Consider the following 16472-nt stretch of genomic DNA (forward strand, 5'->3'; position numbering starts at 1 on the left):
AGAATTTGCGACGGCAGGTGTTTTTTTCGGGCGGATGCCCCGGTGGAATGCGTAACGGAGGATGACGGCCACGTCGCCCGTTGAAGCGCAACGACGTGGCGTCAGGGACGGCTACCGCGCCAGCACACGCGCATGATGCGCGAGGTGATCGGCGATGAACGTCGAGATGAAGTAGTACCCGTGGTCGTAGCCCGGATGACGGCGCAGCGTCAGCGGCTGGCCGGCCTTCGCGCACGCGGCTTCGAACACGTCGGGGTTCAACTGGTTCGCGAGGAACTGATCGGCGAGCCCCTGATCGACGAGGATGCCGTCCGCGAACTTCGGCGCATCGGCGCGCGCGACGAGCTCGCTCGCGTCATGTGCCTTCCATGCATCGCGATCGGCGCCCAGATAGCCCGAGAATGCTTTCTCGCCCCACGGGCAGCGCGTCGGCGCGGCGATCGGCGCGAACGCCGACACCGACCGGTACAGGCCCGGATGACGCAGCGCGAGCGTCAGCGCGCCGTGCCCGCCCATCGAGTGGCCGAAGATGCCGAGCCGCGCGCCGTCGATCGGCAGCTCGGCCACGACGAGCTCGCGCAGCTCGCCCGTCACGTACGACTCCATCCGGTAATGCGTCGACCACGGCGCTTCGGTCGCATCGACGTAGAAACCCGCGCCGACGCCGAAGTCCCACGCATCGGTCTCGCCCGGCACGCCCGCGCCGCGCGGGCTCGTGTCGGGCATCACGAGCGCGATGCCGTGCTGCGCCGCGTATTGCTGTGCGCCGGCCTTAATCGCGAACGTCTCGTCGGTGCATGTGAGCCCCGCGAGATAGAACAGCGCCGGCACGCGATCCTGCGCGGCCTGCGGCGGCAGGTACACCGAAAACTTCATCGGCAGGCCGATGGCCGCCGAATCGTGACGGTAGAAACGCTGCTCGCCGCCGTGGCACGCATGCGAGGAAACGAGTTCGAGCATGGCGATGTGCTCCCGGTCAGTACAGCACGACCGAGCGGATCGACTCGCCGGCCTTCATCAGGTCGAAGCCTTCGTTGATCCGCTCGAGCGGCAGCGTGTGCGTGATCAGGTCGTCGATGTTGATCTTGCCTTCCATGTACCAGTCGACGATTTTCGGCACGTCGGTGCGACCGCGTGCGCCGCCGAACGCCGAGCCCTTCCACTCGCGGCCCGTCACCAGCTGGAACGGACGCGTGCTGATTTCCTCGCCCGCCGCCGCCACGCCGATGATGAACGACTGGCCCCAGCCCTTGTGCGTGCATTCGAGCGCCTGGCGCATCAGCTTCACGTTGCCGACGCATTCGAACGAGTAGTCGGCGCCGCCGTCGGTCAGCTGCACGATGTGGTCGACGACGTTCTCGACTTCGTTCGGGTTGATGAAGTGCGTCATCCCGAACTTCCTCGCGAGCTCGACGCGCTTCGGGTTGATGTCGACGCCGATGATCTTGTCCGCGCCGACCATCTTCGCGCCCTGGATCACGTTCAGGCCGATCCCGCCGAGGCCGAACACGACCACGTTCGCACCGGCCTCGACCTTCGCCGAATACACGACCGCGCCGACGCCCGTCGTCACGCCGCAGCCGATGTAGCAGATCTTGTCGAACGGCGCGTCCTCGCGCACCTTCGCGACCGCGATCTCCGGCACGACGATGTAGTTCGAGAACGTCGACGTGCCCATGTAGTGGAACAGCGGCTTGCCGTCGAGCGAGAAGCGCGACGTCGCGTCCGGCATCAGGCCCTTGCCCTGCGTCGCGCGGATCTTCTGGCACAGGTTGGTCTTGCGCGACAGGCAGAACTTGCACTCGCGGCATTCGGGCGTGTAGAGCGGAATCACGTGATCGCCCTTCCTCACGGTGCCGACGCCGGGGCCGACGTCGACCACCACGCCCGCGCCCTCGTGGCCGAGGATCGCCGGGAAGATCCCTTCCGGATCGGCGCCCGACAGCGTGTAGTAGTCGGTATGGCAGATGCCCGTCGCCTTCACTTCGATCAGCACTTCGCCGGCGCGCGGCCCTTCGAGATCGACTTCCTCGATCGTCAGCGGCGCACCGGCCTTCCATGCAATCGCGGCTTTCGTTTTCATCGTGTCACTCCTGTGTGTCTGTGAGATCGGCCCGGGCCGGCGCGTCGACGCCGGCCGGGGTGTCATGCAAAGCGTCGAATCCGTGCCGCGTGGCACGGCGCAAGACTATCGTGCTCGCCATGATGGCGGCTCCCGCCGCGCATCGCGTGCGCGAAACGGTCGCCGGCTTGCCAGGATGCGTCATCGCCGACGCAAAAGAACAAGTGCCCGAGTTTAAACGCCCGTCGTGAACCATGCATCCGTGCGGGCGTACAGATCGACGAAGCGCGCGTGGCGCGCGGCCAGCAGGCAGTCATCGCGCGGCGCGGCGACCGGCGACGCGCTCGGCGCCAGCGCGCGCAACGCATCCTCGCGCCAATGCCCGATCGCGACGCCCGCGAGCAGCGCGGCGCCGCGCGTCGCGGCGTTCGGGCAATCGATCGCGTGCAGCGACGCGCCGAGCGCGTCGGCGAGTAACTGGCGCCAACGCGGATCGACCGAGCCGCCGCCCGCGAGACGCAGCGTCGTCACCGCGTCGCGGCGATCGGCGTCGCGGATCGCATCGAGCCCCGCGCGCAACGCGAACGCGACGCCTTCGAACGCGGCGCGCATCATCGCGCCGCGCGTGTCGCCGAGCCCGAGGCCGAGCCAGCCGCCGCGCGCATCGGGGTTCATCCACGGCGACCGCTCGCCGGTCAGGTACGGCAGAAAACACAGCCGTTCGGACGCCGGCTGCGCGAACGCATCGTCGTACGCGTCGGCCCATCGCGCGTAGCCGAGCCAGCCGCGCACGGCTTCGAGCGCGAGCCCGACGTTCTGCATCGCCGCCATCGTGTAGTAGCCGCCGCCCGTCGCCGCACGATAGCGATGCAAGCCGCGCCGCGCGGGCGGCAACGCATCCGCGAGCACGACGATCTGCCCGCCGCTTCCCGTCGTCAGCAGGGCATCGCCTGCCGCGACCAGCCCGCTGCCGAGCGCCGCGCACGCGGTATCGGCCGCGCCCGTCGCGAGCGGCACGCCGGCCGGCAGGCCAAGCGCGGCGGCGGCCTGCGCGCCGAGCACGCCGCAGCGCGCGGTGGACGCACGAACCGGCGCAAAGCGGTCGGCCGGCAGGCCGAGCGTGTCGATCAATGCGCTGTCCCACGCGCCGTCGGGCGTCGCAAGCGCCGTTGCGCACGCGTCGCTCGGATCGGCGGCGACGTCGCCGCCGAGCGCGATGCGCAGCCAGTCCTTCGGCTGCACGGCCCAGCGCGCGGCACGCAGTGCGTCGGGTTCATGCGTCGCCAGCCAGCGCAACAGCGGGCCCGCCATGCCGGGCGCGACGGGGTTCGGGGCGGCGGGGTTCGGGGCGGCGGGCAATCCGGCGGCGGACGATCCGGGGGCTGGCCAGCCGGCCGCGTCCGCTTCGCGCACCGCGCGCGTGTCGGGCCACAGCAGCGCGGGCCGCACCGGCTGGCCGGCCGCGTCGATCAGCACGACGCCATGCATCTGGCCCGAAAAGCCGATCGCCGCGACCTGCGCGCGTTCGTCGGCCGGCAGCCGCGCGGCCGCGCGCACGAGCGCCTGCCACCACGCGTCGGGCGCGATTTCCGCCCAGCCGGGCCGCGGCGACGACAACCCATAAGGTTCGCTCGCGACGGCCCGCTCGACGCCGTCGGCATCGAGCGTGACGAGTTTGACGGAGCCGGTGCCGAGATCGATTCCGAGCAGGCGCATGACGTGAAGAGGATTCGTATGAACGGATGCCGATGATAACGGGATCGCGATGTGCGCCCCGCTTTTTGCCACCGCTTCGACGCATCGAATGTGCGGTCGGGCCGCCGCGTTCCATCGGGCGGCACCTTGCACGCAAAAGCGACCGTTCGCGGGTTAACCCGGCACGATTTGCACACACCGCTTTTTGCCACTATGCGGCCCACCCGATACACACCATAAAGCACCCCATATTTGACAGGGAGGCCGGCGCTATTTTGAAGCGCTATAAAACCGGTACACCTCACTCCCGCGGCAGTTTCCCGATGATCGCCCTCCTCTTCCATATCGAAATGGCATATCGAACCAGCAAAGAGCGGAATAGAACCCAGTGCTCTTGTTGCATGGATTCATTCCGAATAACTTCGTATCACCCCGAAAACAAGATCATGGAGTGAGACAGATGCAATCGAACACGGTCCATCCGTGCGATGAGGTGCTGCCGACCGGCAAGCTGGTAACGCTTGGTCTGCAACACGTCCTCGTCATGTACGCCGGCGCCGTCGCCGTGCCGCTTATCGTCGGCGCGGCGCTCAAGCTGCCGAAAGACCAGATCGCGTTCCTGATCAGCGCCGATCTGTTTTCCTGCGGCATCGCCACGCTGATCCAGACGCTGGGCCTGTGGATCTTCGGGATCCGCCTGCCCGTCATCATGGGCTGCACGTTCGCGGCCGTCGGCCCGATGATCGCGATCGGCACGAACCCCGGCCTCGGCATTCTCGACATCTTCGGTTCAACCATCGCGGCCGGCATCATCGGCATCGTGCTCGCGCCGATGATCGGCAAGCTGCTGCGGTTCTTCCCGCCCGTGGTCGTCGGCACGGTGATCGCCGTGATCGGGCTGTCGCTGATGGAAGTGGGCATCAACTGGGCGGCCGGCGGCGTCGGCAACCCCGAGTACGGCAGCCCCGTCTATCTCGGCCTGTCGCTGCTCGTGCTCACGCTGATCCTGCTGATCAACAAGTTCGGCCGCGGCTTCGTCGCGAACATCTCGGTGCTGCTCGGCATCGTCGCGGGCTTCGCGATCGCGTTCGCGATCGGCCGCGTGAACACCGACGGCGTGGCGCATGCGCCGTGGGTCGGCTTCGTGATGCCGTTCCACTTCGGCCTGCCGCACTTCGACCCGCTGTCGATCGTGACGATGGTCACGGTGATGTTCGTCACGTTCATCGAATCGACCGGCATGTTCCTCGCGGTCGGCGACATGGTCGATCGCCCGGTCAACCAGGAGCGCCTCGTGCGCGGCCTGCGCGTCGACGGCCTCGGCACGCTGATCGGCGGCATCTTCAACTCGTTCCCGCATACGTCGTTCTCGCAGAACGTCGGCCTGATCGGCGTGACGGGCGTGAAGAGCCGCTTCGTGTGCGCGACGGGCGGCGTGATCCTCGTGCTGCTCGGGCTGTTCCCGAAGATGGCGCAAGTCGTCGCGTCGGTGCCGCCGTTCGTGCTCGGCGGCGCAGGCATCGTGATGTTCGGGATGGTTGCCGCGAACGGCATCAAGGTGCTGTCGAAGGTCGACTTCGTGAACAATTCGCACAACCTGTTCATCGTCGCCGTGAGCGTCGGCATGGGCCTCGTGCCGGTCGTGTCGCCGCACTTCTTCTCGAAGCTGCCGCCCGCGCTCGCGCCGATCCTGCACAGCGGCATCCTGCTCGCATCGGCGTCCGCCGTGATCCTGAACATCGTGTTCAACGGCGTGAAAGGCGAAAAGGATGCGCGCTGCGAGATTCGGCGCGCGGGACACGACTTCGACGGGCGGGCCGCCGATTCGCACTGACGGACACCAGGCATGCGTCGGCTCGTGACGGGCCGGCGCTTGCTGCATGGTGCGTAAAAGGCCGCTTCACACCATCGAAATGTGCAGCACTGCGCGGCAGATCGCAGCCAGGACCTCATTTCCCTTGGCAGGGGCATTCATGCGGGCAACCGGGAAGGAAGTCGATTTCTACTCGTTGGCCATTATCCGGCACACCGTTCAGATGATGCGACTTATAAAGCCTGGCATCGACGTCGATAGGGGCTCGACCAAGCCTCAATGTGACTAGCAGCCCCTTGACACTTTCCGCGCGTTGCTGCGCCAGCACGCTCGGCTGTCTTTCGTCAGCTTCGGCAAGGCCACCGACAGACGTACGATCAAGATTGGGATATTTGAGTTGAAGGTCTATCGCCCAATTGGCCAGCTTGATGAGCTCATCGCCGCGCACTTTGGCAGAATCTCTTTCAAACGAAACATCAAGTGTATGAACCGGGGAGCAGGCGAATGTCCCGGTCGAGAAAAACGCCAGCGCAATGCAGGCCAGTCCTTTTACCATATCGATTTTCCGTTGGACCCGATCAGATTCAACAAGGAACACCCCGCCACGTCACCTCTAATCCTCATAGACAATATACCCGGCAATGCTATCCGCATTATTGATTGCGAGATCGGGGCGCGCCCGAGCCAATACCAAGCACTCGCGCATGAAATATTGATGATCCTGAGCGCCAAAAGTGTCGGCAAAATGAGTGCACTCATGAATCAGTGTCGATAACATCGAGTCCTTCGCGCTGGATATGGGACGCATCCCGCAAAAATTCTCATGGATACAAATAGTATGTGTAGCAGTGTCGGGGCCGCAAACATGAGCGACGGCACCATCAGGGTCCTTGTTATTCGGCGTACAACCAAGATATCGATCAAGCTCCTCTGATTGACGAACAAAGTTTCCAGGCTTGAGATCGCGCATCACCCGACTTACTCGTGCGAGGCCGCCTGTCAGACGTTGCCGAATCGTTTCATCGCTTGAGCCAAACCACGTTGCGACGCGTTGACGTTCGACCGCCCCCCACTTGCGCAAATCTACGAGCCGCACGTCGATCATTTGTACGGCTCTGTCGCGTAACGTTAGAACCATACGGCAATCCCTCGGCCGTTTCGCCGGCTTGTATGTGAATTCCCCACAACCGCTGAAGCGTTTCGACGATACGATCACCGTTGCTCAACCGGCTACCCACCAGCGCAAACGGCTTGTCGCTGCAAATCGCATATTCGCCTGCGCCATCCATAATGACGGCCTCGCTGCCATCCTCGTAAGTGACGACATCGCCAACACGGGCAACGACAAGCCCGGCGACTGTCAGGCCGCTGGTAGCATTGGTTACCCGCCCACCGCGCTCAGTGAGCGCCCCGATGGTGGCAAAAAGATGGGTCGGTGCAGTCTGCTCGCTCTTCATCCGGATTTCCTTTCTCGACAATGGGTGAGGAATGCTCCATGCGAAATTTGCGCGGACGAGAAAGAAGAATCAATCAGACAAATTCGAATTTTGTACAGCTAATTGTTATAAGCACCGTTCAACAGCAAATGGGCCTACAGCCGCTCGCTTCCATCGAGCCGTGATCCTGAACATCGTGTTCAACGGCGTGAAAGGCGAAAAGGATGCGCGCTGCGAGATTCGGCGCGCGGGACACGATTTCGACGGGCGGGCCGCCGACGTGCACCACTGATCGCCCCGCGCCGGACGACGGCGCGAAGCGGTAACGACGAACGCCACGGCATGCCGTGGCGTTTTGCTTGATTCCCCGCGCGATTCGACAGCGCAAATGAAAACGCCACGAACTTTCGTCCGTGGCGTTTTCGTTTCCGCGTACAGCCGGTTCGAAGCGCAAGCGCGATAAGCCGCGCCTGCCCTTCGCCGTGCCTACCCGTTCGTCGCCGTTGCCGACGCAGGCGCCGGAGCCGCCGCCTTGTCGTAATCGACCGGCGCATCCGGCGCGCGCGGCGCTTCGCCTGCATGCTGGATCCACCCGCCGCCCAGTGCACGGTAAAGGTCGACCAGATTCGTCCAGCGCGCCAGGCGCGCGCTGATCAGCGACTGCTGCGCCGAGTACAGATCCGTCTGCGCGGTCAGCACCGACAGATAGCTGTCCACACCGTTCTTGTAACGCAGGTCCGACAGGTCGAAGCGACGCTGCTGCGCGTGCTCGTTGCGCTCCAATGCCGCGATCTGCTGATCGTACGTGCCGCGTGCGGCGAGCCCGTCCGACACTTCGCGGAATGCCGACTGGATCGCCTTCTCGTAGTTCGCGATCTCGATGCGCTTCTGCACGTGCGCGAGATCGAGGTTCGCGATGTTCTGCCCGCCCTCGAAGATCGGCAGCGCGATGTTCGGCGCGAACGACCACGCCGCCGTGCCGGCCTTGAACAGGCCGCCCAGCGTCGGGCTCGCGGTGCCGAACGCGGCCGTCAGCGAGATCTTCGGGAAGAATGCCGCACGCGCCGCGCCGATGTTCGCGTTCGCGGCCAGCAGCGTCTGCTCGGCCTGCATCACGTCCGGACGACGCGTCAGCAGATCCGACGGCAGGCCGGCCGGCACGTCCGTCAGCAGGTTCTGTGCGTCGAGCGGCATGCCCGCCGGCAGGTCGTCCGGCAGCGGCTCGCCGATCAGCAGCACCAGCGCATTCAGCGCCTGCGCGCGGGCACGGGCCTGCGCCTGCTGGTTCGCGAGCGCCGTCTCGACCACCGTCTGCGCCTGACGCAGCTCGAGCTCGGAGCCCGTGCCGTTGTCGAACTGCAGCTTGGTCAGGTCGTACGACGCCTGCGCGGTCTTCAGCGTGTCCTCGGTGACCTTCAACAGATCATCGGTCGACAGCAGCGTCAGGTATTGATCCGCCACCTGCGACACCAGCGAGATCTCCGACGCCTGCCGCGCATACGCGGTCGACAGGTACTGCGCGAGCGCCTGGTCCTTCAGGCTTTGCACGCGGCCGAACAGGTCGAGCTCCCACGATGCGGACAATCCGACGTTGTAGGTGCGCGAAATCAGCGGCTGGCCCGTCTGCGAGACACCGGCCGGGAAACGCTGGATGGTGCCCGTGCCCGTACCGTCGAGCGTCGGGAACAGCCCCGCGCGCGTGATCTGGTACTGCGCACGCGCGGCCTCGATGTTCAGCACCGACACGCGCAGGTCGCGGTTGTTTTTCAGCGCGATCTCGATCAGCCGCTGCAGGCGCGGATCGACGAAGAACTCGCGCCAGCCGATGGCGGTCGCCGCCTGGCCGTTCGCGCTGCGCGCGCCGGCCGCGCCCGGCTGCGTCGCGTAGACGCCGCCGGCCGGGTACGCCTGCGCGACGGGTGCGTCGGGCCGCTTGTAATGCGGCGCCATCGTGCAGCCCGTGGCAAAGAGCGCGACTGCGATTGCAGTCAAAGCGTGTTTTTGCATCATCACTGTCCCTTGTTGCCTTCGTCGCCGTTGCCCGGCTTCTCTTCGTGGTGCGAGTGCTCCTGAGCCAGGCGCAGCGCCTCGTCGACGTCTTCCTTCTCGCCGCTGAAGATCGCGCGGATCTTCACGAAGAACATCGGGATCATGAAGATCGCGAGGAACGTCGCCGTGATCATCCCGCCGATCACGCCCGTGCCGATTGCGTGCTGGCTGGCCGAACCCGCGCCGTTGCTGATCGCGAGCGGCATCACGCCGAGAATGAACGCGAGCGACGTCATCAGGATCGGACGCAGCCGCAGGCGCGCCGCTTCCAGCGCGGCCTCGATCGGCCCCATCTTCTCCGTCTGCTGCAGTTCCCGCGCGAACTCGACGATCAGAATCGCGTTCTTCGCGGACAAGCCCACGGTAGTCAGCAGGCCGACCTGGAAGAACACGTCGTTCTCGAGGCCGCGCATCGTGGCCGCGAGCAGTGCACCGATCACGCCGAGCGGCACGACCATGATCACCGAGAACGGAATCGACCAGCTTTCATACAGCGCCGCCAGACACAGGAACACGACGAGGATCGAGATCGCGTACAGGATCGGCGCCTGCGAACCGGACTGGATTTCCTGGAACGACAGGCCCGTCCACGAATAGCCGATACCGACCGGCAGCTTCTTCGCGAGCGTTTCCATCGCGGCCATTGCCTGACCGGTCGACTTGCCCGGTGCGGCCTGACCCTGGATTTCCATCGCCGACACACCGTTGTAACGCTCGAGCTTCGGCGAACCGTACGTCCAGTGACCGGTTGCGAACGCGCTGAACGGCACCATCCCGCCCGACCCGTTGCGCACGTACCAGATGTTCATGTCTTCCGGCGTCATGCGGAACGGCGCGTCGGCCTGCACGTAGACTTTCTTGATCCGGCCGTCGGTATCGAGGAAGTTGTTCACGTACTTCGACGCCCACGCGATCGAGAACGTCTGGTCGATCGCATCCGCCGTCACGCCCAGCGCATTCGCCTTCTCGCGGTCGATGTCGACCTTGTACTGCGGCGTATCGTTCAGGCCGTTCGGACGGACACCCTGCAGCGTCGGATCCTTCGAAGCCATGCCGAGCAGTTGGTTACGCGCGGCCATCAGCGCGTCGTGGCCGAGACCGGCGTTGTCCGTCAGCTCGAAGTCGAAGCCGGCAGCCGTACCGAGTTCGGGAATCGACGGCGGGTTGAACGGGATCACGAGCGCGTCCTTGTAGCTCCCGTAACGCCCGAACATCCGGCCGATCAGCGCCTGTACCTTCTGGTTCGCATGCTGACGCTGCGAGTAATCCTTCAGGCGCACGAACACGAGACCGGAGTTCTGGCCGCGGCCCGCGAAGCTGAAGCCGTTGACCGTGAACGCCGATTCGACGATGTCCTTCTCGTCCTTCAGCAGGTAGTCGGAAATGTTCGCGAGCGTCTTCGCGGTCGTTTCCTGCGTCGAACCCGACGGCGTCTGCACGATCACGAACATCAGGCCCTGGTCTTCATCGGGCAGGAACGACTTCGGCAGGCGCACGAACAGCAGCCCGACCGCGACGATCACGACCAGATAGATGATGAGCCAGCGGCCCGAGCGCTTGATCACGTGGTGCACGCCAACGTGGTACTTGTCGCGGCTGGTGTTGAACGTGCGGTTGAACCAGCCGAAGAAGCCCTTCTTCTCTTCGTGATGCCCCTGCGGGATCGGCTTGAGGATCGTCGCGCACAATGCCGGCGTCAGAATCAACGCGACGAGCACCGACAGCACCATCGCCGACACGATCGTCAGCGAGAACTGACGATAGATCGCGCCGACCGAGCCGCCGGAGAATGCGACCGGCACGAACACCGCCGACAGCACGAGCGCCACGCCGACGAGTGCGCCGGTGATCTGGCCCATTGCCTTGCGGGTCGCCTCCTTCGGCGACAGCCCCTCCTCCGCCATCACGCGCTCGACGTTCTCGACCACCACGATCGCATCGTCGACCAGCAGGCCGATCGCGAGCACGAGCCCGAACATCGACAGCGTGTTGATCGAGAAGCCGACCATCGACATGATCGCGAACGTACCGAGCAGCACGACCGGCACCGCGATCGTCGGGATGATCGTCGCCCGCAGGTTCTGCAGGAACAGGTACATCACGAGGAACACGAGCACGATACCTTCGAGCAGCGTCTTGACCACTTCCTCGATCGACAGCTTCACGAACGGCGTCGTGTCGTACGGATACTTCACGACGAGGCCGTGCGGGAAGAATGGTGCGAGCTCGTCGATCTTCGCGCGCACGGCCTTCGCGGTCGCGAGCGCGTTCGCGTTGGTCGCGAGCTGGATACCGAGTGCCGCGGTCGGCTGACCGTTGTACTTCGTGTCGAAGTTGTAGTTTTCGCCGCCGAGGCCGATCTGCGCGACGTCCTTCAGGCGAACCTGCGAGCCGTCCTGGTTGACCTTCAGCAGGATGTTGCCGAACTGCTCGGGCGTCTGCAGCAGCGTCGATTCGGTGATCGTCGCCTGCAGCACGGTGCCCGGCTTCGCCGGCGTGCCGCCGATCTGGCCGCCCGCGATCTGCACGTTCTGCGCGGTGATCGCCGAGCTGACGTCGACCGGCGTGAGGCCGTAGTTGGTCAGGCGGTTCGGGTCGAGCCAGATCCGCATCGCGTACTGCGAGCCGAACAGCGTGACGGTACCGACGCCGTTCAGCCGGCTGATCGGATCCTTCACGTGCGACGCCACGAAGTTCGCGAGGTCGTACTTGTTCATGCTGCCGTCTTCGGAGTTGAAGGCGAGCACCAGCAGGAAGCTGCTGCTCGACTTCGTGACCGACAGACCGAGCTGCTGCACGACCTGCGGCAGAACCGGCGTCGCGAGCGACAGCTTGTTCTGCACCTGGACCTGCGCGATGTCGGCGTTGGTGCCCGGCGCGAAGGTCAGCGTGATCGTCGCGTTGCCCGAGTCGTCACTCGTCGACGACATGTACAGGAAGTTGTCGAGACCGCTCATCTGCTGCTCGATCACCTGCGTCACCGTGTCTTCCACCGTCTTCGCGGAAGCGCCCGGGTAGTTCGCGGTGATCTGGATCGATGGCGGCGCGATCGTCGGATACTGCGAGATCGGCAGCGTGAAGATCGCCGCAACCCCGGCCAGCATCAGGATGATGGCGATCACCCACGCGAAGATCGGGCGATCGATAAAAAACTTTGCCATGAAGCAGGCTCCCTGTTATTTCGCGCTCGAGGCAGCGGCAGCACTCGCCGGCGCGGCGCCCGATGCGGCGGCACCGGATGCGGCAGCGGCGCCGGACCCGGCGGCGGCCGGCGCGGCGGGGGCAGCGGCGCCCGAGGCGGCATCGGCCGCCGGGGCGAGCTGCGCGGGAACCGACTTCACGGTCGCACCCGGGCGGACCTTGTCGACGCCTTGCACGATCACGTGATCGCCCGCTTGCAGACCGCCTTCGACGATCCAGTTCTGGCCTTGCATCCCGCTAGTCTTCAGCGGACGCGGTTCGACCTTGTTGCTGGCGTTCACCACCATCGCGATCGCCTGCCCCTTCTGGTCGTGCGTGACGCCGATCTGCGGCACCAGGAATGCGTTCTCGTTCACGCCTTCCTCGATCCGGGCGCGCACGAACATCCCGGGCAGCAGCACGCGGCCCGGGTTCGGGAACACCGCGCGGATCGTCACCGAGCCGGTGGTCTGATCCACCGTCACGTCCGAGAACTGCAGCTTGCCGGCTTCCGAGTACGTCTTGCCGTCTTCGAGGATCAGCGATACCTTCGCCGCGCCCGGGCCGCTCGTCTTCAGACGGCCGCTCTGCACGTCCTGACGCAGCTTCAGCCCTTCGAGGCTCGACTGCGTGAGGTCCACGTACACCGGATCGAGCTGCTGCACCGTCGACATCAGCGTCGCCTGGCTCGCCTGCACGTACGCGCCCGGCGTCACCTGCGAGATGCCGACGCGCCCGCTGATCGGCGACACGACGTCCGTATAGCCGAGGTTGATCTGCGCGGTGTCGACCGCCGCCTTGCCGGCCGCGACGTCCGCGGCGGCCTGCCCTTGCGTGGCGACCGCGTTGTCGTAGTCCTGCTTGCTGACCGCGTTCGCGGCGACCAGTACCTTGTAGCGCGCGACCAGCGCGTTCTGCGTGACGAGGTTCGCCTGCGCCTTCGCGAGCGTCGCCTTCGCGCTGTTCAGCGCCGCGACGTACGGCGCCGGATCGATCTTGTAGAGGCGCTGACCGGCCTTCACGTCGGTGCCTTCGGTGAATTCACGGCGCAGCACGATGCCGTCGACCCGTGCGCGCACTTGCGCGACGAGGAATGCACTGGTGCGGCCCGGCAGGTCGGTGAAGACCGGTACGGCTTGCGGCTGGACGGTGACGACGCCGACTTCCGGCGTTTGCGGCGGCGGTGCCGATTCTTTTTTCCCGCACGCGGCCAGGAAAACGGCGGCCGTCGCGACAGTGATTAAGCGGTATGGAACCCGTTCGACGCGCATGGAGCGACCTCTGTGTATAACCAATGGAATGAGTGCCGCGCCCGACCGGAGCGCAACACGGATGCGCCTCGCGGCGCAGATCGAACACCTGAATTACTGGACTGCCAGATACAGCACGTCGGCACGAGACCTCCGTGCCGACGGGGATGCCGCGAACTGCGGACTGGTACTAGGGCGGGAATCAGCAGAGTGGGATATTAACTGATTGCCACTTGGGTCATTCGATCGTAGGGTGGTATTGTATATACATTCACGAATGTATGTAAAAAGCCCGTTTGTACGCCGCCAGCTGTCCAGTCTTACGAATTGTTACCCGCGGCAAGCATAGCCCGTCTGTCCGACGGCGACGAGGGGTGGCGGACCCCATATTCACCGACGATCGATTCCATCAGGCCTGCACATGGTCAGACGTACCAAGGAGGAGGCGCTCGAGACGCGCAATCGCATTCTCGACGCCGCCGAACACGTGTTTTTCGAGAAAGGCGTGTCGCATACGTCGCTCGCCGACATCGCCAAGCACGCCGGCGTGACGCGCGGCGCGATCTACTGGCATTTCGCGAACAAGAGCGAACTGTTCGATGCGATGTTCAACCGCGTGCTCCTGCCGATCGACGAACTGAAGCGGATGCCGCCCGACGCGCCGGGCGGCAATCCGCTCGAGAAGGTGCGCCAGATCCTGATCTGGTGCCTGCTCGGCGTGCAGCGCGACCCGCAGCTGCGGCGCGTGTTCAGCATCCTGTTCATGAAGTGCGAGTACGTCGCGGACATGGAGCCGCTGCTGCAGCGCAACCGCGAGGGGATGAGCGAGGCGCTGCACATGATCGACGCCGATCTCGCGGTCGCCGTGGGGCTCAAGCTGCTGCCCGAGCGGCTCGATACGTGGCGCGCGACGCTGATGCTGCACACGCTCGTCAGCGGCTTCGTGCGCGACATGCTGATGCTGCCCGACGAGATCGACGCCGAGCAGCATGCGGAAAAGCTCGTCGACGGCTGCTTCGACATGCTGCGCTACAGCCCGGCGATGCTGAAGGACGGCGGCTGACGGCGCGGCACACCACACGCCGCATCGCCGTGCCGGATCAGGCCGCCTTCGCGCGCCGCGCGCGGGCCCGCCGGTTCGACGCGGCCACCGAATCGCGCGCCGGCATCGGCGCGCCGGCCAGTCCCGCGATCCACGCGTCGGTCGACATCACTGCCGCGAAATTCGACTGGAACACCACCCCATACGCGCGGTGGATTTCTTCGGCGCTCACCGCACCCGCTTCGTTCTCGTAAGGCAGCGTGCCCGTCGCGTCGTTCAGGTACTCGACCTTCAGCCCCGCATGCGCCGCGTGATAGACCGTCGACGCATTGCAGTTGTGGGTCATGTAGCCGGCCACCGCGAGCGTGTCGATCCCGTGCGCGTCGAGCCACGCGGCGAGATCGGTGCCGGCGAACGAGCTTGCCTGCGCCTTCTCGATCCGATGCGCGTACGGCCGGCTGGCGACCACAGCGTGCAGCGCGACGCCGTCGCTGCCGGGCGCGAAAATCGGCGCGCCCGCCGGCGCGACGTGCTGCACCACGATCACCGGCACGCCGGCCGCTTGCGCGGCGTCGATCGCCCGGCCGATGTTCGCGAGCGACACGTCGAGCGGCGGATATTCGATCGGCAAGTTGCCCGTCACGTATTCGTTCTGCACGTCGATCACGATCAGTGCGCGGCGGTTGGCGGGACGGGAAGCGGGATGAGGGACGGCGTTCGACATGGCGGGCTCCGGGGCGGGAGGCGCTGCCCCGCCCCGGAGCGGGGCGGCCAGCAGCGCGATGCGATGCATTGTCGGGCCGCATGCTGCACGTCGATAGTGGCCCAATAGCCATTCTTCGATAGAATCGGGCCATCGCCTTGCCGGAGTCCGCCATGCCCGCCGCCGCGTCCACCCCGCCCGCGCCCTCCGCGCCGACCGTCGTCGCCGTGATCGCGTACGACGGCATCAGCCCGTTCCATCTGTCGGTGCCGTCGGTCGTGTTCGGCAAGGAACGCGACGCGGCCGCGTCGCCCGTGTTCGAGTTCCGCGTCTGCTCGGCCGAGCGCGGCCCGCTCGCGACCACGGGCGGCTTCACGATCACCGCGCCGTACGGGCTCGACGCGCTCGACGACGCGGACATCGTCATCGTGCCTTCCTGGCGCGACCCGGACGAAATGCCGCCCGACGCGCTGCTCGATGCCGTGCACGCGGTCGCCGCGCGCGGGGCCGAGCTCGTCGGCCTGTGCCTCGGCGCCTACGTGCTCGCCGCGGCCGGCCTGCTCGACGGCCGCCCGGCCACCACGCACTGGGCGTGGGCCGATGATTTCGCGCAGCGCTTTCCGCGCGTGCGACTCGATCCCGACGTGCTGTACGTGGGCGACGGCAACCTGGTGACGTCGGCCGGCACGGCGGCAGGCCTCGACTGCTGCCTGCACGTCGTGCGGCAGCGCTTCGGCTCGGACGCCGCGAACCGGATCGCGCGCCGCCTCGTGATCCCGCCGCACCGCCAGGGCGGGCAGGCCCAATACGTGCCGCAGCCCGTCGCGGCGCATCCGCGCGATGCGCGGCTCGCTGGCCTGCTCGATTGGGTGCGCGCCCATCTCGACGCCGCGCACAGCGTCGATTCGCTCGCTGAACGCGTGCTGATGAGCCGGCGCACGTTCACGCGCCACTTCCGCCAGGCCACGGGCACGACCGTCACCGCGTGGCTGCAGGCCGAGCGGCTCGCGCGCGCGCAGCATCTGCTCGAAACCACCGGACAATCGATCGACGCGATCGCGCAGGCGGCCGGCTACGGCTCGAGCGTGTCGCTGCGCCAGCATTTCGCGGGCGCGCTCGGCACGTCGCCGTCTGCGTATCGAAGGGAATTTCGCGGCGCCGGCGCCGGTGCCGACGCAGGACGGTGATGCCCGCCGTGCGGGCGCAAGGCAGGCCGTGATACGGAACCGGGCGGCTGCTCGG

General features: G+C 66.0%; 13 protein-coding genes. 3 read left to right on the forward strand and 10 right to left on the reverse strand.

All coding sequences use genetic code 11. The annotated features are described in order from the left end of the window. Positions 1-111 precede the first annotated feature (111 nt). The 3 genes from fghA to CFB89_RS13550 all read right to left on the reverse strand — a co-directional run bounded on the left by fghA (position 112) and on the right by CFB89_RS13550 (position 3778). Positions 112-960 carry an S-formylglutathione hydrolase gene (gene fghA / locus CFB89_RS13540; protein ID WP_089468326.1) on the reverse strand — a complete coding sequence of 283 codons (849 nt, stop codon included), beginning with the start codon at positions 958-960 and terminating at the stop codon, positions 112-114. Positions 961-976: 16 nt separating this feature from the next. Then, positions 977-2083, reverse strand: coding sequence for an S-(hydroxymethyl)glutathione dehydrogenase/class III alcohol dehydrogenase (locus CFB89_RS13545; RefSeq protein WP_089468327.1), 1107 nt, complete (start codon positions 2081-2083; stop codon positions 977-979). A gap of 213 nt (positions 2084-2296) precedes the next feature. Continuing rightward, positions 2297-3778, reverse strand: a complete 1482-nt coding sequence (locus CFB89_RS13550; protein WP_089468328.1) for a xylulokinase — start codon at positions 3776-3778, stop codon at positions 2297-2299. Positions 3779-4217: 439 nt separating this feature from the next. On the opposite strand from CFB89_RS13550, the gene CFB89_RS13555 reads away from it, so the two are divergent. Further along, entirely contained in the window at positions 4218-5591 is a 1374-nt protein-coding gene (locus CFB89_RS13555) for a nucleobase:cation symporter-2 family protein (protein ID WP_179233431.1), read from the forward strand. Between the two features lie 115 nt (positions 5592-5706). Here the strand turns inward: CFB89_RS13555 and CFB89_RS34195 are convergent, their stop codons facing one another. The 6 genes from CFB89_RS34195 to CFB89_RS13590 all read right to left on the reverse strand — a co-directional run bounded on the left by CFB89_RS34195 (position 5707) and on the right by CFB89_RS13590 (position 13506). Further along, positions 5707-6126 (reverse strand): hypothetical protein, encoded by a 420-nt coding sequence (locus tag CFB89_RS34195; protein WP_144030100.1) that lies wholly within the window; start codon positions 6124-6126, stop codon positions 5707-5709. 57 nt (positions 6127-6183) lie between these two features. Then, the gene (locus CFB89_RS13565; protein WP_306427125.1) at positions 6184-6708 is read right to left on the reverse strand and encodes a M35 family metallo-endopeptidase; all 525 of its coding nucleotides are present in this window, start codon (positions 6706-6708) and stop codon (positions 6184-6186) included. Continuing rightward, positions 6590-7027, reverse strand: a complete 438-nt coding sequence (locus CFB89_RS13570) for a PAAR domain-containing protein (RefSeq protein ID WP_256979670.1) — start codon at positions 7025-7027, stop codon at positions 6590-6592. Before CFB89_RS13570 ends, CFB89_RS13565 begins: the two co-directional genes overlap by 119 nt. A 465-nt stretch (positions 7028-7492) precedes the next feature. Further along, on the reverse strand, positions 7493-9016 hold the full coding sequence (locus tag CFB89_RS13580) for an efflux transporter outer membrane subunit (RefSeq protein ID WP_089468332.1): 1524 nt from the start codon (positions 9014-9016) through the stop codon (positions 7493-7495). After that, positions 9016-12216 carry an efflux RND transporter permease BpeB gene (gene bpeB, locus CFB89_RS13585; protein WP_089468333.1) on the reverse strand — a complete coding sequence of 1067 codons (3201 nt, stop codon included), beginning with the start codon at positions 12214-12216 and terminating at the stop codon, positions 9016-9018. Before bpeB ends, CFB89_RS13580 begins: the two co-directional genes overlap by 1 nt. A 15-nt stretch (positions 12217-12231) precedes the next feature. After that, a complete protein-coding gene (locus CFB89_RS13590) occupies positions 12232-13506 on the reverse strand; it encodes an efflux RND transporter periplasmic adaptor subunit (protein ID WP_089468334.1) in 1275 nt (424 codons plus the stop codon). Positions 13507-13906: 400 nt separating this feature from the next. On the opposite strand from CFB89_RS13590, the gene CFB89_RS13595 reads away from it, so the two are divergent. After that, entirely contained in the window at positions 13907-14548 is a 642-nt protein-coding gene (locus CFB89_RS13595) for a TetR family transcriptional regulator (RefSeq protein ID WP_089468335.1), read from the forward strand. A gap of 37 nt (positions 14549-14585) precedes the next feature. Here CFB89_RS13595 and CFB89_RS13600 read toward each other — a convergent pair whose 3' ends face one another. Continuing rightward, positions 14586-15251 (reverse strand): cysteine hydrolase family protein, encoded by a 666-nt coding sequence (locus tag CFB89_RS13600; RefSeq protein WP_089468788.1) that lies wholly within the window; start codon positions 15249-15251, stop codon positions 14586-14588. Between the two features lie 152 nt (positions 15252-15403). Between CFB89_RS13600 and CFB89_RS13605 the strand changes: the two genes are divergently transcribed. After that, complete coding sequence (locus CFB89_RS13605; RefSeq protein WP_089468336.1) at positions 15404-16417, forward strand: helix-turn-helix domain-containing protein; 1014 nt, start codon at positions 15404-15406, stop codon at positions 16415-16417. The last annotated feature ends 55 nt before the right edge of the window (positions 16418-16472 follow it).

The organism is Burkholderia sp. AU16741 (genome assembly GCF_002223345.1).
Lineage (GTDB): Bacteria > Pseudomonadota > Gammaproteobacteria > Burkholderiales > Burkholderiaceae > Burkholderia > Burkholderia sola.

Coding starts and splice junctions, on each gene's coding strand:
- fghA (WP_089468326.1), bottom strand. CDS start 960: ATGCTCGAACTCGTTTCCTCGCATGCGTGCCACGGCGGCGAGCAGCGT.
- CFB89_RS13545 (WP_089468327.1), bottom strand. CDS start 2,083: ATGAAAACGAAAGCCGCGATTGCATGGAAGGCCGGTGCGCCGCTGACG.
- CFB89_RS13550 (WP_089468328.1), bottom strand. CDS start 3,778: ATGCGCCTGCTCGGAATCGATCTCGGCACCGGCTCCGTCAAACTCGTC.
- CFB89_RS13555 (WP_179233431.1), top strand. CDS start 4,218: ATGCAATCGAACACGGTCCATCCGTGCGATGAGGTGCTGCCGACCGGC.
- CFB89_RS34195 (WP_144030100.1), bottom strand. CDS start 6,126: ATGGTAAAAGGACTGGCCTGCATTGCGCTGGCGTTTTTCTCGACCGGG.
- CFB89_RS13565 (WP_306427125.1), bottom strand. CDS start 6,708: ATGGTTCTAACGTTACGCGACAGAGCCGTACAAATGATCGACGTGCGG.
- CFB89_RS13570 (WP_256979670.1), bottom strand. CDS start 7,027: ATGAAGAGCGAGCAGACTGCACCGACCCATCTTTTTGCCACCATCGGG.
- CFB89_RS13580 (WP_089468332.1), bottom strand. CDS start 9,016: ATGATGCAAAAACACGCTTTGACTGCAATCGCAGTCGCGCTCTTTGCC.
- bpeB (WP_089468333.1), bottom strand. CDS start 12,216: ATGGCAAAGTTTTTTATCGATCGCCCGATCTTCGCGTGGGTGATCGCC.
- CFB89_RS13590 (WP_089468334.1), bottom strand. CDS start 13,506: ATGCGCGTCGAACGGGTTCCATACCGCTTAATCACTGTCGCGACGGCC.
- CFB89_RS13595 (WP_089468335.1), top strand. CDS start 13,907: ATGGTCAGACGTACCAAGGAGGAGGCGCTCGAGACGCGCAATCGCATT.
- CFB89_RS13600 (WP_089468788.1), bottom strand. CDS start 15,251: ATGTCGAACGCCGTCCCTCATCCCGCTTCCCGTCCCGCCAACCGCCGC.
- CFB89_RS13605 (WP_089468336.1), top strand. CDS start 15,404: ATGCCCGCCGCCGCGTCCACCCCGCCCGCGCCCTCCGCGCCGACCGTC.